The organism is Xanthomonas sp. NCPPB 3442 (assembly GCF_056725145.1).
In genome coordinates this window covers 2,001,601-2,024,412 of sequence record NZ_CM161514.1, presented here as the reverse complement: position 1 = coordinate 2,024,412, position 22,812 = coordinate 2,001,601, and the positions used below count along the sequence as shown (strand labels likewise).

The 22,812-nt window shown below is 64.5% G+C and carries 17 protein-coding genes and 1 tRNA gene; 12 read left to right on the top strand and 6 right to left on the bottom strand.

The features are described from left to right. Positions 1 to 299 precede the first annotated feature (299 nt). From AC1POX_RS08800 to rnt, 9 genes are all read left to right on the top strand, one after another. A complete protein-coding gene (locus tag AC1POX_RS08800; protein ID WP_008572160.1) occupies positions 300 to 1,550 on the top strand; it encodes an OprO/OprP family phosphate-selective porin in 1,251 nt (416 codons plus the stop codon). 190 nt (positions 1,551 to 1,740) lie between these two features. Further along, entirely contained in the window at positions 1,741 to 2,760 is a 1,020-nt protein-coding gene (pstS, locus tag AC1POX_RS08795; protein WP_008572161.1) for a phosphate ABC transporter substrate-binding protein PstS, read from the top strand. 347 nt (positions 2,761 to 3,107) lie between these two features. Further along, on the top strand, positions 3,108 to 4,199 hold the full coding sequence (gene pstS, locus AC1POX_RS08790; protein WP_372357009.1) for a phosphate ABC transporter substrate-binding protein PstS: 1,092 nt from the start codon (positions 3,108 to 3,110) through the stop codon (positions 4,197 to 4,199). Positions 4,200 to 4,311: 112 nt separating this feature from the next. Beyond that, positions 4,312 to 5,286 carry a phosphate ABC transporter permease subunit PstC gene (gene pstC, locus AC1POX_RS08785; protein WP_003487154.1) on the top strand — a complete coding sequence of 325 codons (975 nt, stop codon included), beginning with the start codon at positions 4,312 to 4,314 and terminating at the stop codon, positions 5,284 to 5,286. Then, positions 5,286 to 6,155: a phosphate ABC transporter permease PstA gene (gene pstA, locus AC1POX_RS08780; protein ID WP_008572164.1), complete on the top strand. Its 870-nt coding sequence runs from the start codon at positions 5,286 to 5,288 to the stop codon at positions 6,153 to 6,155. Before pstC ends, pstA begins: the two co-directional genes overlap by 1 nt. Before the next feature lie 22 nt (positions 6,156 to 6,177). Then, complete coding sequence (pstB, locus tag AC1POX_RS08775) at positions 6,178 to 7,008, top strand: phosphate ABC transporter ATP-binding protein PstB (RefSeq protein WP_005913798.1); 831 nt, start codon at positions 6,178 to 6,180, stop codon at positions 7,006 to 7,008. Between the two features lie 128 nt (positions 7,009 to 7,136). Further along, entirely contained in the window at positions 7,137 to 7,847 is a 711-nt protein-coding gene (phoU, locus tag AC1POX_RS08770; protein ID WP_008572166.1) for a phosphate signaling complex protein PhoU, read from the top strand. 110 nt (positions 7,848 to 7,957) lie between these two features. Continuing rightward, a complete protein-coding gene (locus AC1POX_RS08765; RefSeq protein WP_011346994.1) occupies positions 7,958 to 8,365 on the top strand; it encodes an RcnB family protein in 408 nt (135 codons plus the stop codon). Positions 8,366 to 8,622: 257 nt separating this feature from the next. Continuing rightward, positions 8,623 to 9,264 carry a ribonuclease T gene (rnt, locus tag AC1POX_RS08760; protein WP_082244450.1) on the top strand — a complete coding sequence of 214 codons (642 nt, stop codon included), beginning with the start codon at positions 8,623 to 8,625 and terminating at the stop codon, positions 9,262 to 9,264. A gap of 232 nt (positions 9,265 to 9,496) precedes the next feature. Here the strand turns inward: rnt and AC1POX_RS08755 are convergent, their stop codons facing one another. The 4 genes from AC1POX_RS08755 to rnr form a co-directional block, all read right to left on the bottom strand. After that, the gene (locus AC1POX_RS08755; protein WP_372357149.1) at positions 9,497 to 12,532 is read right to left on the bottom strand and encodes a diguanylate cyclase domain-containing protein; all 3,036 of its coding nucleotides are present in this window, start codon (positions 12,530 to 12,532) and stop codon (positions 9,497 to 9,499) included. Positions 12,533 to 12,793: 261 nt separating this feature from the next. After that, positions 12,794 to 13,543, bottom strand: a complete 750-nt coding sequence (gene rlmB, locus AC1POX_RS08750) for a 23S rRNA (guanosine(2251)-2'-O)-methyltransferase RlmB (RefSeq protein WP_011346992.1) — start codon at positions 13,541 to 13,543, stop codon at positions 12,794 to 12,796. Between the two features lie 308 nt (positions 13,544 to 13,851). Further along, positions 13,852 to 14,325, bottom strand: coding sequence for a GFA family protein (locus tag AC1POX_RS08745; protein ID WP_033837274.1), 474 nt, complete (start codon positions 14,323 to 14,325; stop codon positions 13,852 to 13,854). Positions 14,326 to 14,598: 273 nt separating this feature from the next. Continuing rightward, positions 14,599 to 17,127, bottom strand: coding sequence for a ribonuclease R (gene rnr / locus AC1POX_RS08740; RefSeq protein ID WP_372357008.1), 2,529 nt, complete (start codon positions 17,125 to 17,127; stop codon positions 14,599 to 14,601). A gap of 121 nt (positions 17,128 to 17,248) precedes the next feature. Here rnr and AC1POX_RS08735 point away from each other — a divergent pair. Next, a tRNA-Leu gene (locus tag AC1POX_RS08735) sits at positions 17,249 to 17,335 on the top strand. A gap of 346 nt (positions 17,336 to 17,681) precedes the next feature. On the opposite strand, the gene AC1POX_RS08730 is transcribed toward AC1POX_RS08735, so the two are convergent. Together AC1POX_RS08730 and AC1POX_RS08725 are read right to left on the bottom strand one after the other, a co-directional pair. Further along, complete coding sequence (locus AC1POX_RS08730) at positions 17,682 to 19,205, bottom strand: platelet-activating factor acetylhydrolase IB subunit (protein ID WP_372357007.1); 1,524 nt, start codon at positions 19,203 to 19,205, stop codon at positions 17,682 to 17,684. A 208-nt stretch (positions 19,206 to 19,413) separates the two neighbouring features. Further along, the gene (locus tag AC1POX_RS08725; protein ID WP_029819122.1) at positions 19,414 to 20,595 is read right to left on the bottom strand and encodes an acyl-CoA dehydrogenase family protein; all 1,182 of its coding nucleotides are present in this window, start codon (positions 20,593 to 20,595) and stop codon (positions 19,414 to 19,416) included. Positions 20,596 to 20,683: 88 nt separating this feature from the next. Between AC1POX_RS08725 and AC1POX_RS08720 the strand changes: the two genes are divergently transcribed. Then, positions 20,684 to 21,679 (top strand): ArsR/SmtB family transcription factor, encoded by a 996-nt coding sequence (locus AC1POX_RS08720; protein WP_008576541.1) that lies wholly within the window; start codon positions 20,684 to 20,686, stop codon positions 21,677 to 21,679. Continuing rightward, positions 21,676 to 22,806, top strand: a complete 1,131-nt coding sequence (locus tag AC1POX_RS08715) for a homocysteine S-methyltransferase family protein (RefSeq protein WP_011346986.1) — start codon at positions 21,676 to 21,678, stop codon at positions 22,804 to 22,806. The genes AC1POX_RS08720 and AC1POX_RS08715 overlap by 4 nt, the downstream gene beginning before the upstream one ends. The last annotated feature ends 6 nt before the right edge of the window (positions 22,807 to 22,812 follow it).

The following is a 22,812-nucleotide window of genomic DNA, read 5'->3' as shown; positions in this document are numbered from 1 at the left end:
TTTTGACGCCGCGTATGCAAGTGGTGCGCCGCACAAACTGACGCATGTGTTCAGGCTGACATAGCGCCAGTTCAGCCCGTCAGCGCCACAGCTGGGAAATTCAAGGCGTTGAGGTTGGCACCGAGTACTGTCATAAAACAGCGCCGTTCAGTTTTTTGACACACACTGACATAGTTGAAACGCACGTAAACTCTTGTCTTTATTGGCAAAAATGACGTATTACGTTTCTGTTGTTTTGTCACATTAACGCAACCTTCACACCCTAGCCTGCGCCCACTTTCTCAGGTCGCAAGGCATCTATGAAACTCGCTCCCACCCTGCTTGGTTCCGCGCTGCTGCTGGCACTGGCCGCCCCTGCAGCACACGCCGAGATCGCCATCGATGTAATCGGTGGTTCGGAAATCTCGCTGGAAGGCCTGGTCCAGGCCGACGGCAACTGGTTCCACAACGATGTGCAGGACCTCAATGGCCCGATCGGTGCCAATGGCGACAATTCCGAGTTCAGCATCCGGCGCGCCGAGCTGGTCCTCAAGGGCAAGGGCCCGGGCAACTTCGAATGGGTCGCCGGCTATGACCCGAGCGTGCTGAAGGAGGTCACCATCCGTGGCACCACCATTCGCAGCACGGGCCGCTTCCTGGATAACAACATCAAGTACAAGTTCGGCGGCAACGCGAACAATTACCTGCAGATCGGCCAGTTCAAGCAGCCCAACAGCCTGGAAGAACTGTCCAGCACCAAGAACAACGACTTCGTCTCCAAGGCGTCGGTGACCAACACCTATGGCATCTCGCGCCGGTTGGGCGTGGCCTATGGCATGGGCGACAACAATTGGAGCGTGACCGCCAGTGCATTCGGCCGCGAGCTGACCCGTAACCAGGCGCACGGCAACGGCTATGGCGCGCGCGGCACCTGGGCGCCGATCAACGAGACTGGCAACGTGCTGCACTTCGGCCTGAGCTACCTGGCCTACGACACCGACGACGACACCTTGCGCCTGCGCGCACGCCCCGACGCCGACCTGACCACCGTTCGCCTGATCGACAGCGGCGCCATCACCAATGTGGACAACGTTGGCGTGGCCGGTGCCGAGGCGATGTGGATCACCGGGCCGTTCAAGCTGCAGAGCGAGTACTTCCAGGAAAACGCCAACCGCATCGGTGCCAATGCGCACGACTATAAGAGCGACGGCTGGTACGTGAGCGGCGTCTGGAACCTCACCGGCGAAACCTGGGGCTACAAGGCTGGCGTGCCGACCACCCCGCTGCCCAACGAGCCGGCATCGGGCATGTGGCAGCTGGCGGTGCGCTACGACACCCTGGACCTCAACGATGGCCACCTGGTCGCCAACGGCAACACACCGTTCGTCGATGGCGTGCTGGGCGGCAAGATGAACATCTGGACGGTCGGCGCCAATTGGTACTGGCGCTCGAACTTCAAGTTCGCCCTCGACTACGCCAAGGTCGACAGCACCCGCTACAACAGCACCACCCGCGGCCTGGTCGACGATAACCCGTCGATCATCGAAGCACGCGCGCAGTTCTACTGGTAAGTGCGTCGCTGCCGCGTGCGATCGGTCGAGCGCACGCGGTGGCAGCGCCGCCACTTCCTGCCGGCCTGAACATCCGACGGCGCAACGCCGTCATCGCCCTGTCATTTCCCAGACACCGCATGGTCATGCCATTGCCCTGCAATGGCACCACGGCGGGACGTCCTCATCCCTTCGCTACAGGAGCTGTTCCGTGATCCACTCCTTCAAGACCCGTCTGGCCGTCGGCGTACTCGCCGCCTCGCTGGCACTGTGTGCCCAGGCTGCCGATGTCACCGGTGCCGGTGCGTCGTTCATCTATCCGGTGATGTCCAAGTGGTCGGCCGACTACAACGCCGCCACCAAGAAGCAGGTCAACTACCAATCGATCGGTTCGGGCGGCGGTATTGCCCAGATCAAGGCGGCCAGCGTGGACTTCGGCTCGTCCGATGCCCCGCTCAAGCCGGAAGAACTGGCCGCTGCCGGCCTGGCGCAGTTTCCCTCGGTGATCGGCGGCGTGGTGCCGGTGGTCAACGTTCCGGGCGTCGCCGCCGGTACGCTCAAGCTGGACGGCAAGACGCTGGGCGACATCTTCCTGGGCAAGGTCAGCACCTGGAACGACCCGGCCATCGCTGCGCTCAACCCGGGCATGAAACTGCCGGAAGGCAAGATCACCGTGGTGCACCGCTCCGACGGTTCGGGCACCAGCTTCAACTTCACCAACTACCTGTCCAAGGTCAACCCGGACTGGAAGAGCAAGGTTGGCGAAGGGACTGCCGTGCAGTGGCCGACCGGCATCGGCGGCAAGGGCAACGAGGGCGTGGCCGCCTACGTGAAGCAGATCAAGGGCGGCATCGGCTATGTCGAGTTGTCGTACGCGCTGCAGAACAAGATGGCCTACACCGCAATGAAGAACGCGGCCGGCAAGTTCGTGCAACCGTCGGATGAAACCTTCGCCGCCGCGGCCAACAGTGCCGACTGGGGCACGGCCAAGGACTTCTATCTGGTGATGACCAACGCCGCTGGCGATAACGCCTGGCCGATCACGGCGACCAATTTCATTCTGGTGCAGAAAAAGCCGAAGAACCCGGCTGGCCTGAAGAACACGCTGGACTTCTTCCGCTGGGTCTACACCAAGGGCGATGCGCAGGCCAAGCAGTTGGACTACGTGCCGCTGCCGGACACGCTGGTCACTCAGATCGAGGCGTATTGGGCCAAGAATCTGCCGCACTAAGGACGGCGCAGCCTCTGGTGCAGCGCCAAGGTGGGCAAGCCATGCCTTGAACGGCATGGGCGGTTGTCTGGTCCATGCCGGCGACCTGCAGGGCCGCCTGAAATGGCAACTAGGTGCCCCGCACCGAGGCTCGGCAGCCAGCACGTAAACGCGTAAAGGAACGACGCCGTCTCTCTCCCCGGCGTCGGCCCCGGGACGCGGATCCCGGAGGGTGCCACTCCCTCCGCGGTCCGCGTCCTTTTTTTGTGATGCGTTGGCCAGAAGGCACTGTCATGCAGGTGTAACAAAAACATCATTTCATAGTGTGGTCTGCCGGAGACACCGGCCAATCCAGCCTCGGAGCTTCCATGAAATTGCAGTCGGCCAGCCTGACCGCCCTGTCCCTCACCATCGCCCTCGCCCTGGCCGCGTGCTCGCCCGGCAAGGACGCGCAGTCCGCAGACGCCGCAAAGGGCGCGCCGACCGCAGGCGCCACCGCCAGCGACAGCAAGGGCGCTGAAATTTCCGGCGCCGGTGCGTCCTTCATCTATCCGCTGGTGTCCAAGTGGTCGGCCGACTACAACGCCGCCACCGGCAACAAGGTCAACTATCAGTCGATCGGCTCCGGCGGCGGTATTGCGCAGATCAAGGCCGGCACCGTGGATTTCGGCTCGACCGACAAACCGCTGGACAGCACGGAACTGCAACAGGCTGGCCTGGGCCAGTTCCCGTCCGCCATCGGCGGCGTGGTGCCGGTGGTGAATCTGGAAGGCATCGCGCCGGGCAAGCTGCGCCTGACCGGCGCCCTGCTGGGCGATATCTTCCTGGGCAAGGTCACCATGTGGAACGATGCGGCCATTGTGGCGGCCAACCCGGGCGTGACCCTGCCGGCCACCAAGATCAATCTTGTGCATCGCTCGGATGGTTCGGGCACCACCTTCAACTTCTCCAACTACCTGTCCAAGGTCAGCCCGGAGTGGAAGAGCAAGGTCGGCGAAGGCACCTCGGTGCAGTGGCCGGGCGGCGTGGGTGGCAAGGGCAACGAAGGCGTTGCCTCGTATGTGCAGCAGATCAAGGGCTCGATCGGTTACGTCGAGCTGGCCTACGCCCTGCAGAACAAGATGCCGTACACCTCGCTGCAGAACGCGGCCGGCCATTGGGTCGAGCCGAATGCGGAAAGCTTTGCCGCCGCCGCTGCCAGCGCCGACTGGGCCAACGCCCGTGACTTCAACCTGGTGATCACCAATGCGCCGGGCGAGAAGGCGTGGCCGATCACCGCGACCAACTTCATGTTGATGCACAAGCAGTCCAAGGACGCCGCGCGCAGCAAGGCGACGCTGGACTTCTTCAAGTGGGCGCTGGAAAACGGCCAGGCCCAGGCCAGCGAATTGCACTACGTGCCGCTGCCGCCGGAGCTGGTGAAGCAGATCGAAGCCTATTGGGGCAGCGAGTTCAAGTAATGCCCTGCACCCGCCCATGCGGCGGGCTGCGCTGCGGCGAGGTACCTGAAGGTGCCTCGCCGTTCCTGCTGTCTCACGCTCCCGCCATTGCGCGGGTGACGAGTCCAATCGAATGAATGCCACCGCCATTCCCGAAGCGATGACCGCGCCACGCGGCCGCGACCTGCGCGACGCACGTGCCGATCGCCTGTTCAAGCTTGCGCTGGCCGCTACGGTCGTTTTCGTCCTGTTGGCGCTCGGCAGCGCGGCACTGTCGATGCTGTGGGGCGGACGCCATGCCTTGCAGATGCAGGGCCTGAGTTTCTTCTATTCGGCCGACTGGAATCCGGTCGAAAACAAATACGGTGCGCTGGCACCGATCTACGGCACCCTGGTCACCGCGGTGATCGCGATGCTGATTGCGGTGCCGGTGAGTTTCGGTATCGCGTTCTTTCTGACCGAAGTGGCACCACGCTGGCTGCGTGGCCCGGTGGGCACTGCCATCGAACTGCTGGCCGGCATCCCCTCGATCATCTACGGCATGTGGGGCCTGTTCGTGCTGGTGCCGGTGATGACCGAACATGTCACGCCATGGCTCAACGATCATCTCGGCACGCTGCCGCTGATCGGCCCGTTGTTCCAGGGCCCGCCGTTGGGCATCGGCCTGCTGACCGCCGGCTTCGTGCTGGCGATCATGGTGATTCCCTTCATCTCTTCGGTCATGCGCGAAGTGTTTTTGACCGTGCCCACGCGCTTGAAGGAATCGGCATACGCACTGGGCTCGACCAAGTGGGAAGTGAGCTGGGACATCGTGCTGCCCTACACCCGCTCGGCGGTGATCGGCGGCGTGTTCCTGGGTTTGGGGCGTGCGCTGGGCGAAACCATGGCGGTGGCCTTCGTGGTCGGTAACACGGTGCGCCTGTCGCCGTCGCTGCTGGAGCCTGGCACCACCATCGCGGCGTTGATCGCCAACGATTTCGGCGAAGCCACTGAAACCTACCGGTCGGCATTGCTGCTGCTGGGCTTCGTGTTGTTCATCGTGACCTTCATCGTGCTGGCCATCGCACGCTTCATGCTGATGCAGCTGTCGCGTCGGGAGGGCAACTGATGTCCGCCGCTTCGGTGTCGCAATCGCTGTACAACCGCCGCCGGGTCGTCAACGCCATTGCGTTGCTGCTCTCCTGCGTCACTGCGTTGTTTGGTTTGTTCTTCCTGGCCTGGATCCTGTGGACGCTGGTGTCCAAGGGCGTGCCGGGCATCGACCTCAACCTGTTTACCAAGATGACGCCGCCGCCGATGCAGGAAGGCGGCCTGCTCAATGCCTTCTTCGGCAGTGCGGTGATGTGCGGGCTGGCGCTGGCCATCGGCACGCCGCTGGGCATCGCCGCAGGCACCTGGCTCGCGGAGTACGGCAATGCGCGCAAGGCCGGCGTGGTGGTGCGCTTTGTCAACGACATCCTGTTGTCGGCGCCCTCGATCGTGCTGGGCCTGTTCGTCTACACCTTGTACGTGATGCAGACCGGTGGGCGCTTTTCGGCATTCGCCGGCGCACTGTCGCTGGCCTTCATCGTGCTGCCGGTGGTGGTGCGTACCACCGACGAAATGCTGCGATTGGTGCCGGCGCAGATGCGTGAAGCGGCATTGTCGTTGGGCATTCCGCAGTGGAAAGTCACCGTGCAGGTGCTGTACCGCAGCGCCTCGGCAGGCATCGTCACCGGTGTGCTGCTGGCGCTGGCGCGCATCAGCGGCGAAACCGCACCGCTGCTGTTCACCGCATTCGGCAACCAGTACTGGAACAGCAACATCTTCCAGCCGATGGCCAGCGTGCCGGTGATCATGAATCAATTCGCCGGCAGCCCGTACGACACCTGGCAAACGCTGGCCTGGGCCGGCGCGCTGGTACTGACCGTGTTCGTGTTGCTGGTGAGCCTGGGTGCGCGTGCCCTGCTCTTGCGCAACAAGATTTCCAATGACTGACCTTTCCCTCCGGACACCCGACATGAACGATCTCCAAAACGCCAAGCCGATGCATCGCATCGCTGTTCCGGCCGCCACGGGGGCGCCGACGGCGCAGGCGCCGGTGAAGGTGGCCGCACGCAATCTGGATTTCTATTACGACAAGTACCACGCGCTCAAGAGCATCAACATCGAGATTCCCGAAAAGCGCGTCACCGCGTTGATCGGTCCCTCCGGCTGCGGCAAGTCGACCTTGCTGCGCATCTTCAACCGCATCTATGCGCTGTATCCGAAGATGGAAGCGCGCGGCGAGGTGTTGCTGGACAACGAAAACATCCTGTCGCCGAAGTACCCGATGAACCGCCTGCGCAGCAAGGTGGGCATGGTGTTCCAGAAGCCGGTGCCGTTTCCGATGACCATCTTCGAAAACGTGGCCTACGGCATCCGCCACCACGAAAAGCTGTCCAAGGCCGACATGCAGAACCGCGTCGAGCAGGCCTTGCGCCAGGGCGCGCTGTGGGACGAGGTGAAGGACAAGCTGGGGCAGAGCGCACTGGGGCTTTCCGGTGGCCAGCAGCAGCGCCTGTGCATCGCACGTGCGGTGGCGCTGCGCCCGGATGTGTTGTTGCTGGACGAACCGACGTCCGCGCTGGACCCGATTTCCACCAGCCGCATCGAACAGTTGGTGGAAGAGCTCAAGCGCGACTACACCATCGTGATCGTCACCCACAACATGCAGCAGGCCGCGCGCGTGTCCGACTATACCGCCTTCATGTACCTGGGCGACCTGATCGAGCATGACCGCACCGAAACCATTTTTTCGCAGCCATCCAAGCAACAGACCGAGGACTACATCACCGGCCGCTTCGGTTGATGTAAGGCGCGCCAGCGCAACGCCGCATTGACGCAGTTCCGCCGCACCGCCCGGCACGACATTTGCATCATGTGCCATGTCGCCAAGGTTACGGCGGACATCCACCACTGCCACGAATCGAGACCACGATGAACCAGCACCTCAACGACCATATCGTCAAAAGCTACGACGAGGAGCAGCACCGTCTTGTCGCCGAGATCGTGCGCATGGGCGAGACGGCGGTGGCGCAGCTGGAAGCCGCGCTGGATGTGGTGGAGCGTCGCGATGACAACGCCGCGCACCGCATCGTGGTCAACGACGAGGCGATCGACGCACTGGAGCATGCGATCAGCCACGACGTGATGCGGCTTGCATTGCGCGGCCCGATGGCGCGCGATCTGCGTGAAATTCTTGCAGGCCTGCGGATTCCGGCCGATATCGAACGTATCGGCGATTACGCGGCCAACGTGGCCAAGCGCTCGATCGCGCTCAATTCCGCACCGCCGCTGCCGCAGACCGTGGGCCTGCGCGCGCTTGGCCAGATGGCGGCCGATGCCGTGCGCGAAGCCGTACAGGCGTATCGCAACAAGGATGCCGATGCGGCGATCCGTGTCCGCGACGAAGATGCACGCCTGGATGCGCAGTACACCGCGTTGTTCCGCGAGCTGCTCACCTACATGATGGAAGACCCGCGCAATATCACTCCGTGTACGCATCTGCTGTTCATGGCAAAGAATCTGGAACGCATTGGCGACCACGCCACCAACATCGCCGAGAACGTGTGGTTCCTGGTGCATGGCGAGCAGCCCTTGCCTCCGCGGGTGAAGCGCGACGACACCAGCAGCACCGGCGTCATCTAGACCGCGGCAGCGTTGCCGTGAGGCGCCGCAAGGCCTTCTCATTACGTATTCAGCTTGAAACTTCTACGGTGCAGCTGCACAGGCATTTCCTGTGACCCAGGAGTCCGCTGATGAAACGTTTCGTTGGATCCTTCATGGCCTTGACGCTGCTGACCTCTGGCGCAGCGTTTGCAGCACCGCAGCAGCACGAGCTGGATCACGACCGTGACCGCAATGCGCAGCGTCACGACGACCATGGTCCTGACCGCCATGACGATCACCGCGACGACAGGCATGACGACAGGCGCGACGATCGCCGCAACGCGCATCACGAGGATCATCGCAACGAGCGCCGCGGCCCGCCGTATCGCCGCGGCGAGCGGCTGGCACCGGACCATCGTGGTAGCCGCGTTGCCGACTACCACAAGCACCATCTCAAGCCGCCGCCGCGCGGGCACGAATGGCGTCGCGTGGATAACACCTACGTGCTGATCGCAGTGGCCACCGGGCTGATTACCAGCGTCGTCGCGGGTCGCTAAGGGCTCGCTCACCGTGTCGTTAGGGAGGCCCGGTCCGTGGCAACGCGGATCGGGCCTTTTCATTTCGGTGTATGGCGACTGTCGCTGTGTGGTCTGCAGTCGCCCGGTTCGGGGAAGACGCGCGTAGACGGTGGGCCGGCAATGCACGCCGACGCCACTCGAGTGGCCGTGCACCGAATCGTCGCGGCGTAGCTGCCGCCGGTGTGAGCGTGCCAGCCTGCAGCCGGGGCAGAGCACGGCGTGCGACCTGCTAGGCTATGCGGATGAACGAACCGGTCGATGCACAGCCTGCCCCCTCTTTTTTGCCGATGTCGCGCCGCTTTCGTGGCTATCTGCCCGTGGTGGTGGACGTAGAAACCGGCGGGTTCGACTGGAACAAGCATGCACTGCTGGAGATCGCCTGCGTGCCGATCGAGATGGATACCGACGGACGCTTCGTTCCCGGCGAGACCGCCAGCGCGCACCTGGTGCCGGCGCCCGGGCTGGAGATAGACCCGAAGTCGCTGGAAATCACCGGTATCGTGCTCGACCACCCGTTCCGCTTCGCGAAACAGGAAAAGGACGCGCTGGACCATGTGTTCGCGCCGGTGCGCGCAGCAGTGAAGAAATACGGCTGCCAGCGCGCAATCCTGGTCGGCCACAACGCCCATTTCGATCTGAATTTTCTCAACGCCGCCGTGGCGCGCGTGGGCCACAAACGCAACCCGTTTCATCCTTTCAGCGTGTTCGACACGGTGACGTTGGCTGGCGTGGCCTATGGCCAGACCGTGCTGGCACGCGCCGCCCAGGCCGCAGGACTGGACTGGAATGCGGCCGACGCCCACAGCGCGGTCTACGACACCGAACAGACCGCACGCCTGTTCTGCAAGATCGCCAACGCCTGGCCCGGGCCGGTGTGAGGACGGGATTCGTGATTGGGCATTCGGGATTGGCAAAAGCGTCGTGGTTTCTGGATTGAAGCGGCCAATCGCGTACGTTTACCAAGCACGAGCCGCAACCGTTTGATCACGACGCAGCACTGCTGCTTGCTGCCGTACCCTCATCCGCCCTTTTGAGCACCTTCTCGTGCAGGAGAAGGAACGCCTGCACTGCCGTTGCCAATCCCAAATCCCGATTCCCGAATCCCGGCGTCTAAGCCACACAGATCCGATCGCGGCCGGCGCTCTTGGCCTCGTACAAGGCGTGATCGGCGCGCTGCATCAGCGACGAGCCGGTGTCGTCGTCGCGCAGCGCGGCAACACCGGCGCTGAAGGTCACCTGCAAGCCCTCGACGCTGGCCCAGTTGTGACGGGCGTGGAAGAGCGCGCGGATGCGCAGGCAAAGCGCCTGTGCCTCGTCCAGCGTGGTGTCGGCCAATAGCAGCGCGAATTCTTCGCCGCCCAGGCGTGCCGGCAGATCCGAGGCGCGCGCGGCCGCCGTCAGGAGCACTCCCACCTCGTGCAGGACCGCATCGCCGCTGGCGTGCGAATAATGGTCGTTGATGCGCTTGAAGTGATCGATATCCAGAATCGCCAGCACCAGCGGCCGCCCACTGCGCCGTGCACGGCTGATATCGCGCGCCAGCGCTTCGTCGAAATGACGACGGTTGGGTAGCCCGGTCAATGCATCTTCGTGCGCCTGGCGCTCGAACACATCGGACTTGATGCGCAAACGTGTCAATAGCTCGCTCTTTTCCTGATTGGCCTGCAGCAAGCGCTGCGCCTGCCGTTGCAGGTCTTCGGTGCGCTTGCGCACCAGCTCGGCCAGGCGCGCGTTATGGGTCTTGTAGCGATGCAGCAACACCCGATACAGCAGGGCCAGCAGCAAGAGCGCCCCCAGCGCCGCGGCAAAGCGCACATCCTGGCGTTGCCACCACAGCGGCAATACCTCGAACGCCCACACCGCTTCGTGCGGGCTCCATGCCCCGCCCGGATGGCGCGCAGCCACGTGCAGACGATATCGGCCCGGCGGCAGGCCGATGAATTCCACGCTGCGCTGCCGGCCGCGTTCGGTCCAGGTGTTGTCCAGGCCTTCCAGCCGGGTGCGGTACTCGATTCGCTCCGGCAGCAGAAAGCTCATGCCGACGTAGGACACGTTCAAGCGATGCCCGCCAGCCAGTTGTGCGCGCTGGCGCCACACCAACGGGCGGCCATCCTGCTGCACGTTCTCGATCACTGCCGGCGGCGGGCGACGTTCGCGAAAGCGCTGCAGACGTGAGGGGTCGACCATGCTTACCCCGCCAGCTGTCACCACCCACACCGTGCCGTCGGCGCGCCGCAGCAGGCTGGGGCCGGAACTGCCGTTGGCCTGTGCATTGCCCATGCCATCGATCTCGCCATAGCGTTCGATCGCGAGCGTGCCGCGCCCATCGGCAACTGCATCGAGCGTCTTGAATTCGGTACGCAGCACGCCGCGATTGCTGCTGATCCACGCATTGCCAAGCCGGTCTTGGACAAGCTGGAACACCGTGTCGACCGGCATCCCCTGCTCCAGACCTACGCGTGCGAGAACGCCATTGCGCTCGCGATACAACCCGCGGTCGGTCGCGATCCACATGGCATCGCCGATGGCCTGAAAACCGAATACGCTGCGCGCGCCGCCCAGTTGCTCAAGATTCAACTGGCGCAGCTTGCCGTTGCGTAGCACTGCCGCACCATCGACCGAACCGATCCACACCGCGCCATCGACGTTGGCCAATGCGGTCACCACGCTGGCAGGCAAGCCGTCGATCGCCAACGGCGTGCGCTTGCCATCCACCAGCTGCACCACGCCACGCTGGGTTGCCAGCCATACCGTCTCGTGGTCGTCGATCACGATCGCGCGGATATGTCCGCCGGGAATGCCCTCGGCCTCGCCGTAATGGCGCAGCACGCGCCCGGCGCGCAACACGAAGACACCATCGGCATAGGTGCCCACCCAAAGATCGCCGTGCCGGTCCAGCGCCAGGCTGAGCACCGAAAGACGTCGCCCCGATGGTGTGGCCACCGGCACCGCCACGATGCGCCCGTCCGGCAGCATCCGGTCCAGGCCGGCGGTTCCGGCGATCCACAGGCTGCCGTCGCGGTCTTCCAACATGGCGCGGCTGTAGTCGCCGCTTAATCCATCGCGCTGGCTGTAGCTACTGAACAGTGTCTCGCGCAGCCGGAACAGACCGCCATTTGCGCCGACCCAGATGCTGCCTTCGGCGTCCTCACGCAGACTGACGATGCGCCCGGTCGGCAGGCTGCGACCGGCCGGCAGATGCTCCACGCCGTACGGCCCGATCCGCAGCAGCCCCTGGTTTTCGCTGCCCAGCCACAGGTCGCCATTGCGATCCTGCAGCATCGCGGTGAAGTGGCCCTGCCCCGGCACCCGATGCATCAGCTCGGCGCGCTCGCCCTGCAGGCGATACAGCTGATCTCCCGCAACCACCCACACCGTGCCGTCCGTTGCGCGATACGGCCATGCCAACCCCGGTGGAAACCCGTATGCAGCCGGCGCGCGGTGCATGCGCCCATCCGGTTCGCGGTAGATCAATCCATCGAAGGTGCCGATCAACAAGCGCCCCTGCGCATCGACCACCATGCGCGGAAAGCTGCTCTGCAGCGGTGCGTCATCGTGCGGCGGGAAATAGTCGAAGCGCCCATCCGGCCACAGGCAGCCCAGCCCGTGCCCTTCGAACAACAACCACATGCGGCCTTCGGCGTCCATGGTCATGGCATGGATCAACGCCTGCGGCCATTGCCCTTGCCGCTGCCACTGTCGCCATTGCCCGTCGGCACCATGCCGGACCAGATTGCCGCGCGCATCGCTCAGCCACAGCGCGCCATCGCGATCTACATACAGCGCGCCGACGCCGTTATCGGGCAGCCCCGGACGCGTGCTGCGGTCGATCACGCTGAATTCCAGCCCGTTGTAGCGCACCAACCCTTCCCAGGTCGCGAACCACAGATACCCGTCGCGGGTCTGGGCGATGTCGCGCAAGGAGTTGTGCGGCAGCCCGTTGCGCGAACTCCAGCTATCGATGGCGTAATCGCGCAAGCGTGCCGTGCCGGCCGGTGAGGCAGCCGCAACAAGCGAACACAGCGCCAACAACAGGCAGGCGCCGACACCGAGCCAGCGCGGCTGCCGTCTATGTTTTCGTCGTGCTGACGCCTGGACGCCGCAACTGCTCTCGCCTGTTTGCCAGGCGCCCACCCCATCGTTCATCACACACAACGCGCCGTTCGCTGGCGATATGGTAGGCAAAAACGTCGCGCTGCGTTCGACGGTGGCTGCGCATGCCTGGAAAGCCTTGCTGCACCTCCCTGCGCGTGCGCCAGTCAACGCCTCGCGAACCGCATCTGCGCGGAACATTGCGCAGATGCCCATCGGCAATGCAACGATCAAGCGTTGGCGCTGCTGTGCATCGCGTAACGCGCGTGGGTTACGCAGACCGGCACGCCTGCGCTCGCGCCTGCATGCGGGCCGTTAGGTGCCCAGGCGCTGGCGCACGGCCTCGAACAGGGTCACACCGGTGGCGACCGACACATTGAGGCTTTCAATTTCGCCGGGCATCGGGATCTTGACCAGGCCGTCGCAATGCTCGCGGGTGAGACGGCGCAGGCCATCGGCCTCGCCACCCAGCACCAGCCCGACATTGCCGCGCAGATCCACGCTGTACAACGAAGCCTCTGCTTCGCCGGCCAAGCCATACAGCCACACACCCTGCTTCTGCAGGTCGCGCAGGCAGCGCGCCAGGTTGGTCACCGCCACCACCGGAATGCGGTCGGCCGCACCGGCGGAGGTCTTGCGCACGGTGGCGTTCACCGTGGCCGACTTGTCCTTGGGAATCACCACTGCGGTGACCCCGGCCGCTGCCGCACTGCGCAGGCATGCGCCAAGGTTGTGCGGGTCCTGCACGCCATCGAGGATCAGCACCAGCGCGCGCCCTTCGGCGGCCTCGACCAACCCTTCCAGCTCGTTCTCGGCCCACAGCCGCGCGGCGGCATAGCGTGCGGCCACGCCCTGGTGGCGTACCTGCCCACCCACACCGTCCAGTGCCTGGGTATTGACCCGGCGGACGTCGATGCCCTTGCGGCGCGCCTGTTCTTCGATCTCGGTCAGGCGCGGGTTCTTGCTGCCGGCCTCGATCAACACCTCGCGCACGTTGTCGGCGTCGTTCTCGACGGACGAGGCGACAGCATTGACGCCGACGATCCACTGGTTCTGCTTGCTCATTGCGGGCATACGAAGAGGTAAAGGGGAATGGTAGGGCCTGCGGCCTGTCACGTCACGGCCGGTGCGTGGAGCCCGGCGATGCCAACGACGCGATGCGGCGATGGCACTGGTGCTGGACGCGCAGCGCCCGGGGCCAATGGCGCACGCCTGCATTGACCGCACGCCGGCCGCGCACCCCATCGTGTCGATGGATGCCTGCCAGATGGCGCACTGGCGCGTGTTGCCGCGGCCAGTGACGGCCGCGAGCGAGGTGACGCCATTGCTGCTCGCATGCCGCGATCAGCAGCACAACAAACCAAAGCCTTTTCTCACGCCGGCCAATGCGCAGTGTCGTGATCGGGATGTTGTCGCGACACCACGCTGGCCAAAAAAGCCTCCGCGGCGGCATCGTCTTCGGGTGGACGCGTAGGCAGCTGCGCCAGGCCATCGACGAAGGGCAGTTTGCGATCCAGTCCATATTGGATATGCGGCGGCAACTGCTCAGGCGTGTCGAAGGCACCTGCCGCGACTGCCACGCCGTCGGGTGCCTCATACGTCAATGGCGTGCCGCATTCGGCGCAAAAACCGCGCTGCACGACATTCGACGATGCAAAGCGCTTGGGCTCGCCACGGGTCCAGCGAAACTCGGTGCCTCGCACAGACACCAACGGCGCGTAATACGCGCCGAATGCCTTCTGACACATGCGGCAGTGGCAGATCGAAGCATCCACCAACGCACCACGCACATGAAACCGCACCGCCCCGCACTGGCAGCCACCGCTATATTCGCTTGAAGTGTCCATGCCCCGCTCCGCGTCAGTCTGTTATGGACATCATTGCAGACCCACTCGCCTGCAACAGCCCACCGGCCTCTCTCACAGCGAATAACACGACTGCGATCACGGCCAAGCGGATGCGGCCAATCGTGGGAGTCGCCGTGAACCGCGGGCGCGCCGCGGCTCATCAGCCTCGTCTACACCCGCCCGACGACCCGCGCTTCATTTTAGTGGCTGCTTGTCACCACCACCTCGCGTGGCGGGCTGCCAGTTCGGCCGCCCGCAGCGCCGTCCTGCAACTCAGTACGACTTCTTCTTGCGCTTGGTCGGCTTCTCGCGTGGCGGCAGCGGCGCTTCGGGCGCTGCACCATTTTCGTCGGCCAGGCGGAAGTCGATCTTGCGCTCTTCCATGCTGGCCTTGAGCACCAGCACGCGCACCGGGTCGCCGAGGCGGAACTCGCGGCCACGGCGCTCGCCGCTGAGCGTCTTGCGAATCGGATCGAACTGGTAATAGTCCTGCGGCAGCTGCGTGACGTGCACCAGGCCGTTGACCTTGGACTGCGTCAACTCCACGAACAGGCCAAATCCCGTCACACCGCTGATCACGCCGTCGAACTGGCCACCGACGTGCTTTTCCATCCACGCCGCGCGGTAGCGCTCGTCCACTTCGCGCTCGGCTTCATCGGCACGCCGTCCGCGCTCGGAGCATTGCAAAGCCAGCGCCGCCATCTGACGCGGGGCATAGATGAATGTCTGCGGGCTGGCGCCGGTCAACGCATGCTTGATTGCGCGGTGTACCAGCAGATCCGGGTAACGCCGGATCGGCGAGGTGAAATGCGCGTATGCCTCCAACGCCAGACCGAAATGGCCGTTGTTCTCCGGCGAATACACCGCCAGGCTCTGGCTGCGCAGCAACACCGATTCCAGCAACGCCGCATCCGGGCGCGCGCGCACTTTCTTCAGCAACTTGGTGTAATCGCCGGGGCGCACCTTGCTCCATGCCGGCAAGCTCAGCTGGAACTCCTTGAGGAACTCCAGCAGGTCTTCGTACTTGCTCTCCGGCGGGCGCTCATGCACACGGTAAGGCGCAGGCACATGCACGCTCAGCAGATAGCGCGCCGCCTCGACGTTGGCGGCGATCATGCATTCTTCGATGAGCTTGTGGGCATCGTTGCGCACCAGCATGCCGGCCTGGGTGACTTCGCCGGTGTTGTCGAGCACGAAGCGCACTTCGGAGGTTTCGAACTCGATCGCCCCGCGCTGCGTGCGTGCCTTCGACAGCACGTGATACAGCTGATGCAGGCGCTGCACCTGCGGCAGCAGCGGGCCGATGAAGGCCTTGGTGTCCGCATCGTCTTCGCCCACCGCCTTCCAGACCTGGTTATAGGTCAGGCGTGCGTGCGAATTCATCACCGCTTCGTAGAAACGCGAGCCGGTCACTTCACCATCGCGTCCCACCTGCATGTCGCAGACGAAACACATGCGGTCGACCTTGGGCATCAGCGAGCAGATGCCGTTGGACAGCGTTTCCGGCAGCATCGGTACCACGAAGCCGGGGAAATACACCGAGGTGGCGCGCTTTTGCGCTTCGTCGTCCAGCGGCGTCCCGGGACGGACGTAGTTGGACACATCGGCGATTGCCACCACCAGACGGAAGCCGTCGACATTGGGTTCGCAATACACCGCGTCGTCGAAATCCTTGGCGTCTTCCCCATCGATGGTGACCAGTGGCGTCTGCCGCAGGTCCACGCGCCCGCCGATCATCTGCGGCTCGACCACCAACGGCACGGCCGCCGCTTCGTCCAGCACTTCCTGCGGAAATTCGTGCGGCAATTCATGGCCGTGGATGGCCATTTCGACGACCAGCGACGGCGTCAGCTTGTCGCCCAGTACCGCGATGATCTTGCCGATCGCCGGGCGGCGCGCGTCCGGCGGCGCGATCAGTTCGCAGACCACCAATTGGCCTTCGCGTGCCTCGCCGATACCGTCCGGGGCAATCTGCACATTGCGCTGGATGCGCTTGTCGTCGGGGTCGACGTAAGCCACACCGTGCTCATAGAAAAAGCGCCCCAGCATGCGCGACATGCCACGCTCGAGCACGCGTGCAATGGCACCTTCGCGACGGCCGCGACGGTCGATGCCGGTGACATTGGCGAGCGCGCGGTCGCCATGCATGACCTTGCGCATTTCGAACGGCGGCAGGAACAGGTCGTCGCCGCCCTCGTCGGGCTTGAGGAAACCGAAGCCCTCCGGATTGGCGATGACCACGCCGGCGATCAGGCTGGTCTGCTGCACCGGCGCGTAGCCACCGCGGCGGTTCTGCACCAGTTGCGCTTCGCGCACCATTGCGGCCAGGCGCTTGCCCAGCGCATCGATGCGGTCGCTCAGATTGAGCTGCTCGGCAATTTCTTCGGCGGTCTGCGGACCGTCGCAGGCTTCAAGCAATTGCAGGATGGCCTCGCGGCTGGCGATCGGCTCGGCATACCGAAGAGCCTCGCGCTCGGCATGCGGATCCTTGAATTCGGCAGTCGTAGGTGCAGCGGTCTGGAAGCGTTCCGGCGGCGGCGCAGACGGGCCACTCTTGCGCGGATGCGGAGCGCGCGGCGCAGGCGGCGCGGACGCCTGCTGTGGCGAGGCTTTGGAGGGGTTGGATGCTTTGTCGGCAGCGCGCTTGTTGGCGGACTTGGTCGATGCGCCGGCTGCGGCGCGGACCAGGAAGTCTGGCATCCAGCCCGGCAACTTCTGCTGTTCGGCAGTGCTGGAATCGCCTGCGCCGGTGGATTTGCGGCGACTCGGCCGATCGGAATCTGGGGTTTTTTTCTTTGTCATTGCTTACATGGTACTGCGTGGCGCGGCGAGATGGGCAGCAAGGCCGGCGCGACCGCCGACGATTGCCGCATGGAACCCATTGACAAGCCAGCCGGGGGCCTGCAAAATTCGCGGCTCACCTGCCCAGGTGGCGGAATTGGTAGACGCACTAGCTTCAGGTGCTAGCGGGGGCAACTTCGTGGAGGTTCGAGTCCTCTTCTGGGCACCAGTTTAAAAAGACCTCCGAGCAATCGGGGGTCTTCTGGTTTCTGGGGTTCGAAAATGCAGTGCGCTGCACTCGATCGCCGCGCCCTCGCCGGCAGCCCGGCCCTAGCTCGCTCTTTCGGCGTTGGAAACGGCAGACCAGCTCATGCCGGGCCTCGCCCGGGACGCAGATGGCCTCGCTTGAGCCCGTTGGCCATCATCACGTTCCACGCCGGAGCGTGGCCCCGCGCACTCCTGAAAACCAAACGCGACTGCCGACCCGCGCGACGCGCCAGCGCGCGGGCGGCCGCACGTCCCCCCCTTACCCTCCGCGCTCGCTTTTGGATGAACGCGCTCGCGTGCCGCCACCGTTACGGCGCAGCGGTAATGCCCGCCTCGCGCAGCGCCTGCGCCCAGATGCGGTAGCCGGACTCGCTGGGATGGGTGCCATCGGGCATCAGCGCTTCGGGCAGCGTGCCGTCGGGCTGCAGCATCTTGGGGCCGATATCGACCAACTGCACCGCCGGATCCTTGGCATAGCGCGCGACCAGCAGCCGGTTTGTCTCGGCGATCGGCGCGCGCCGTGCATCGTCGGGGTTGCGGCCACGCGGCATGATCGCCATCAGGATCAGCTTGCTGTTGGGAAGGCGACGGCGCACCTCGCTCACCACCGCCTGCACACCCAACGCCGCTTCAGCCGGGGTGCTGGCGCGCGCTTGCGCCGTGCCGCTGAGATTGTTGGTGCCGATATGCAGCACCACCCAGCGCGGGTCCAGACCATCGAGTTCGCCCTGCCGGATGCGCCACAGCACATTTTGCGTGCGGTCCCAGCCGAAGCCCAGATTCAGGACCGGCCGCGTGCCATACAACCATTGCCATGATTCGGGGCCACTGACGCGCGTGGCCTGCGGTGGCCCAGACCAGAAATGCGTGATCGAGTCGCCGATCATCACCACCTCCGGCTTCAGGCTGCGCGCGACGGCCAGCGCTGCGTGGTGGCGTGCGTACCAGTCGTAGGAATCCTGCTCCAGCCAGTCGACCGGCATCAGCGAGGTCGCCGCGTCACGGCCGAGTTCGGCCACAGGCTTGACCGGTGGCTCGCCCAACAGCCGCGCCAGCGTGGGCTCGATCGCTTCGGCCAGCATGCGCTGCCCCCGCGTGTCCGGATGCAAGGCACCGGCCGCCGGACGGAACCGGGTGTCGTAAAACAGATCGGTGCGGAGTTTGCCGTCGCGCTGGAAGACCGAACTCACATCCAGATAGGTCACGCGTGGGTTGTCGCCGTAACGCACGGCCAGGCCCTGATTGATCTGCGCATCGCGCCGCGATTTTTCGCTGGAGAGATCGCTGGGCAACACGCTCAGCAGCAGGATGTGCGTTCGCGGCAGCTTCTGCTCGATCGCCGCGACCACCGCATCGATACCGAGTTGGGTCTGTTCGGCGGTTTGACCGAGATGGCCGGTGTTATTGGTGCCGATCAGCACCAGCGCGACCTTCGGCTGCAGCCCGTCGACTTCGCCATTGGCCAGCCGCCACAGCACGTTTTCGGTGCCGTCGCCACTGAAACCCAGGTTCAGCGCACCGCGGCTGCCGTAGAAGGTTTGCCAGGTCGGTCGGAAGTCTTCGTCCGGCGCCTTGGCTTTCTCGTAGTTTTGAGTGATCGAATCGCCGATCAGCAGCAATTTGCTATCCGGGTGCTGCTTGACCTGCTCCAGCACCTGCGCATGCCGCTGCGCCCACCAGGACTCCTGCAGACGATCGGTTGGCACGATCGAAGGCGGCGAGGTTTGCGCGCCTGCCGTCGTGCAGAACAGCAGCAGCCCCCAGCACCACAGGGTATGCGCTAAGCCGGAGCGTGAAACACGGGACGAAGCAGCGTGCGAAGACCGGGACATGCGCGCACCAGACACGGGAGAAGCGTCGATTGTGGTCCGCGCATGCAACGCAGGACAACCCTTGGCATAGCCGCCCTTGATGATCACAACGCACTGCCGCGATCACTCCGTCGTTGCCGCGTTGCTGCGGCAATGCTGAGGGAATCACGGGCTTCGCCGCGACCCTGTCGTGCCGCGCGCAGCGGCACCGCTGGAGCGCGCCAAGACCTCAGCGCAGCCCGGTCTCGCCGCGCGCGATCACCAGGCGCTGGATTTCCGAGGTGCCCTCGTAGATTTCGGTGATCTTGGCGTCACGAAAGTAGCGCTCCAGCGGCATTTCTTTCGAATACCCCATGCCGCCATGAATTTGCACCGCCTGATGGGTGATCCACATCGCCGCCTCGGATGCGGTGAGCTTGGCCACGGCCGCTTCGGTACCGAACTTTTGCCCCTGCCCCTTCAACCACGCCGCGCGCAACGTCAGCAGCAGCGCCGCATCCAGCTTGCACTTCATGTCGGCGATCTTGGCCTGGGTCATCTGGAACGTGCCGATCGCCGCGCCAAATGCCTTGCGCTCCTTGACGTAGGCCAGCGTGGCCTCATACGCCGCGCGTGCAATCCCGACCGCTTGCGAGGCAATGCCGATGCGCCCGGCATCCAGAACGCTCATCGCAGTCTTGAAACCCTCGCCTTCCACGCCCAGCACCTCGTCGGGCTGCGCAACGTAATCGGCAAACTCGATTTCGCAGGTGGCCGAGGCACGGATGCCGAGCTTGGGCTCGGTCTTGCCGCGATGAAAACCGGCGCGGTCGGTATCGACCATGAAGGCGGTGATGCCGCGCGAGCCCTTGTCCGGCTCGGTCACCGCAAACAACACGATGTACTTGGCCACCGGGCCGGAGGTAATCCAGCTCTTCTTGCCATTGATGACGAAGCTGCCATCGGCCTGCTTGACCGCGCGGCAGCGCATTGCCGAGGCATCCGAGCCGGACTGCGGCTCGGTCAGCGCGAACGCACCGATGTGCGTGCCCTCGGCGATCGCGCGCACGTACAGCTGCTTCTGCGCTTCGCTGCCGTTTTTGAGAATGCCGGTGCAAAACAGCGAGTTGTTGACCGAGACGATGGTGGAGTGCGCGCCATCGGCCGCGGCGATTTCGATCATCGCCAGCGCATAGCTGATCGGGTCCATGCCGGCGCCGCCGTACTCGACCGGCACCTCGATGCCCATCAGACCGTTTTCGCCAAGCAGGCGGATATTTTCCAGCGGGAATTCGCCGCTACGGTCGAATTGCTCGGCGCTGGGCGCGATCTTTTCCTGCGCGATGCGGCGCGCCACATCCTGGATCATCAATTGTTCTTCGGTAAAGCTGAAATCCACGTCGCACCCCTTCAGGCCTGAGCTGGACCCCATTGTAGCGCCAACCATTCGCATGCGTATGTAGTTGACCGCACCTGCCGCCGGCCCGAAAATATCTCCATATCGCGATATAGAGATATTCATGGATCTGGAAGACTGGTCGGCCCGCTTGAAGGTATTCGCCGACGCCACCCGAGTCCGCCTGCTGGCCTTGCTGGAGCAGGAAGAACTCACCGTGGCCGAGCTGTCGGCCATTACCCGGCTGGCGCAGCCGCGGGTGTCCACGCACCTGGCCAAACTCAAGGAAGCCGGGCTGGTCCGCGACCGCCGCGCCGGGGTATCGGCGTACTACCGCTTCGACGAAGTGTCGCTGGACCCGGCGCAGCGCGCGCTATGGCTGGCACTGAGCACCGGCAGCGACGATCCGTTGTTGCGCCAGGATGCCGAGCGCGTGGCCGCGGTGTTGGCCAACCGTGCCGCGGACCAGAACTGGGCCGATTCGGTGGCCGGCGACATGGAACGGCATTACTCGCCGGGACGCACCTGGGAGGCCCTGGCGCGCACCGCCCTGCCCCTGCTGGAAACCGGCGACGTGCTCGATATCGCGTCCGGCGACGGCGTGCTGGCCGAACTGGTGGCACCGCATGCCACCCGCTATATCTGCATCGATACCAGCGCGCGCGTGGTTGCGGCCGCCAGCGAGCGCCTGCGCAAACTACGCAACGTGGAAGTGCGCGAAGGCGATATGCATGCGCTGCCATTCCCCGATGCCAGCTTCGACCTGGTGGTGCTGATGCACGCGCTGACTTACGCGGCCAAACCGGCGCAGGCGGTGGCCGAGTCGGCGCGCGTGCTGCGCCCGGGCGGCCGCCTGCTGCTGTGCAGCCTGGCCAAGCACGAACACCGCGCCGCGGTGCATGCGTACGGCCACGTCAATCTGGGGTTTGCTGCCAAGGAGCTGCGCAAGTTCGTTGAAAAAGCCGGGCTGGACGTCTCCAGCCTGGAGACGGTGACACGCGAAAAGCGCCCGCCCCATTTCGAAGTGATCTCGTTGATTGCTGTGAAGCCGGGAATGGGGAATCGGGATTCGGGAATCGCCGACCGCAGCGCCGCTGGCTCACGGAGCATCGCATCATGACGCCTGCAGCACTCCACTCCCCCGTTGCACATGCCCTGCCCTGGCTACGTCCCGAGCGCGCAGCCAAGCTCACCGCCGCGCTTGCCGAGCGCATCCTCATCATCGATGGCGCGATGGGCACCATGATCCAGCGCCACGATCTGCAGGAGCCCGATTACCGCGGCACCCGCTTTGCCGAGGGCTACGACAGTGCGCACGTGCACGGCCCCGGTTGCGACCACGCACACGTACCGCAGGGCCACGATCTGAAGGGCAACAACGATCTGCTGCTGTTGACCCGCCCGCAGATCATTGCCGGCATTCATCGCGCCTATCTGGATGCAGGTGCCGATCTACTGGAAACCAATACCTTCAACGCCACGTCGGTGAGCCAGGCCGACTATCACCTGGAACATCTGGTGTACGAGTTGAACAAGGCGGGCGCGCAAGTCGCGCGCGCCTGTTGCGACGAAGTCGAGGCGTTGACTCCGCACAAACCGCGCTTTGTGATCGGCGTGCTCGGCCCCACCAGCCGTACCGCTTCCATCAGCCCCGATGTCAACGATCCCGGCTACCGCAACACCAGTTTCGATGCACTGCGCGAAACCTATCGCGAGGCCATCGAGGGCTTGATCGATGGCGGCGCGGATACGCTGATGGTGGAAACCATCTTCGACACGCTCAACGCCAAGGCCGCGTTGTATGCGATCGAAGAGGTCTTCGAGGCACGCGGCGGGCGTTTGCCGGTGATGGTCTCCGGCACCATCACCGACGCATCCGGGCGCACCTTGTCCGGACAGACTGCCGAAGCGTTTTATGCATCGGTCGCGCACGGCAGGCCGTTGTCGATCGGCTTGAATTGTGCGCTCGGCGCCAAGGATCTGCGCCCGCACGTGGAAACCTTGGCGCAGATCGCCGACGCGTATGTCAGCGCGCATCCGAACGCCGGCTTGCCGAATGCCTTCGGCGAATACGACGAGACGCCGGAAGAAATGGCGTCCACGCTACGCGAATTCGCACAGGCCGGCCTGCTCAACCTGGTCGGCGGCTGTTGCGGTACCTCTCCGGACCATATCCGCGCCATCGCCGAAGCGGTCGCCGATCTGCCACCGCGGCAACTGCCTGGCGCACAAGAGCTGGCGGCGTGATGCGTC

Coding starts and splice junctions, on each gene's coding strand:
- AC1POX_RS08745 (WP_033837274.1), bottom strand. CDS start 14,325: ATGGACACTTCAAGCGAATATAGCGGTGGCTGCCAGTGCGGGGCGGTG.
- rlmB (WP_011346992.1), bottom strand. CDS start 13,543: ATGAGCAAGCAGAACCAGTGGATCGTCGGCGTCAATGCTGTCGCCTCG.
- phoU (WP_008572166.1), top strand. CDS start 7,137: ATGAACCAGCACCTCAACGACCATATCGTCAAAAGCTACGACGAGGAG.
- pstS (WP_372357009.1), top strand. CDS start 3,108: ATGAAATTGCAGTCGGCCAGCCTGACCGCCCTGTCCCTCACCATCGCC.
- AC1POX_RS08800 (WP_008572160.1), top strand. CDS start 300: ATGAAACTCGCTCCCACCCTGCTTGGTTCCGCGCTGCTGCTGGCACTG.
- AC1POX_RS08765 (WP_011346994.1), top strand. CDS start 7,958: ATGAAACGTTTCGTTGGATCCTTCATGGCCTTGACGCTGCTGACCTCT.
- AC1POX_RS08720 (WP_008576541.1), top strand. CDS start 20,684: ATGGATCTGGAAGACTGGTCGGCCCGCTTGAAGGTATTCGCCGACGCC.
- AC1POX_RS08725 (WP_029819122.1), bottom strand. CDS start 20,595: ATGGGGTCCAGCTCAGGCCTGAAGGGGTGCGACGTGGATTTCAGCTTT.
- rnt (WP_082244450.1), top strand. CDS start 8,623: ATGCGGATGAACGAACCGGTCGATGCACAGCCTGCCCCCTCTTTTTTG.
- AC1POX_RS08715 (WP_011346986.1), top strand. CDS start 21,676: ATGACGCCTGCAGCACTCCACTCCCCCGTTGCACATGCCCTGCCCTGG.
- pstB (WP_005913798.1), top strand. CDS start 6,178: ATGAACGATCTCCAAAACGCCAAGCCGATGCATCGCATCGCTGTTCCG.
- AC1POX_RS08755 (WP_372357149.1), bottom strand. CDS start 12,532: ATGAACGATGGGGTGGGCGCCTGGCAAACAGGCGAGAGCAGTTGCGGC.
- pstA (WP_008572164.1), top strand. CDS start 5,286: ATGTCCGCCGCTTCGGTGTCGCAATCGCTGTACAACCGCCGCCGGGTC.
- AC1POX_RS08730 (WP_372357007.1), bottom strand. CDS start 19,205: ATGTCCCGGTCTTCGCACGCTGCTTCGTCCCGTGTTTCACGCTCCGGC.
- pstC (WP_003487154.1), top strand. CDS start 4,312: ATGAATGCCACCGCCATTCCCGAAGCGATGACCGCGCCACGCGGCCGC.
- rnr (WP_372357008.1), bottom strand. CDS start 17,127: ATGACAAAGAAAAAAACCCCAGATTCCGATCGGCCGAGTCGCCGCAAA.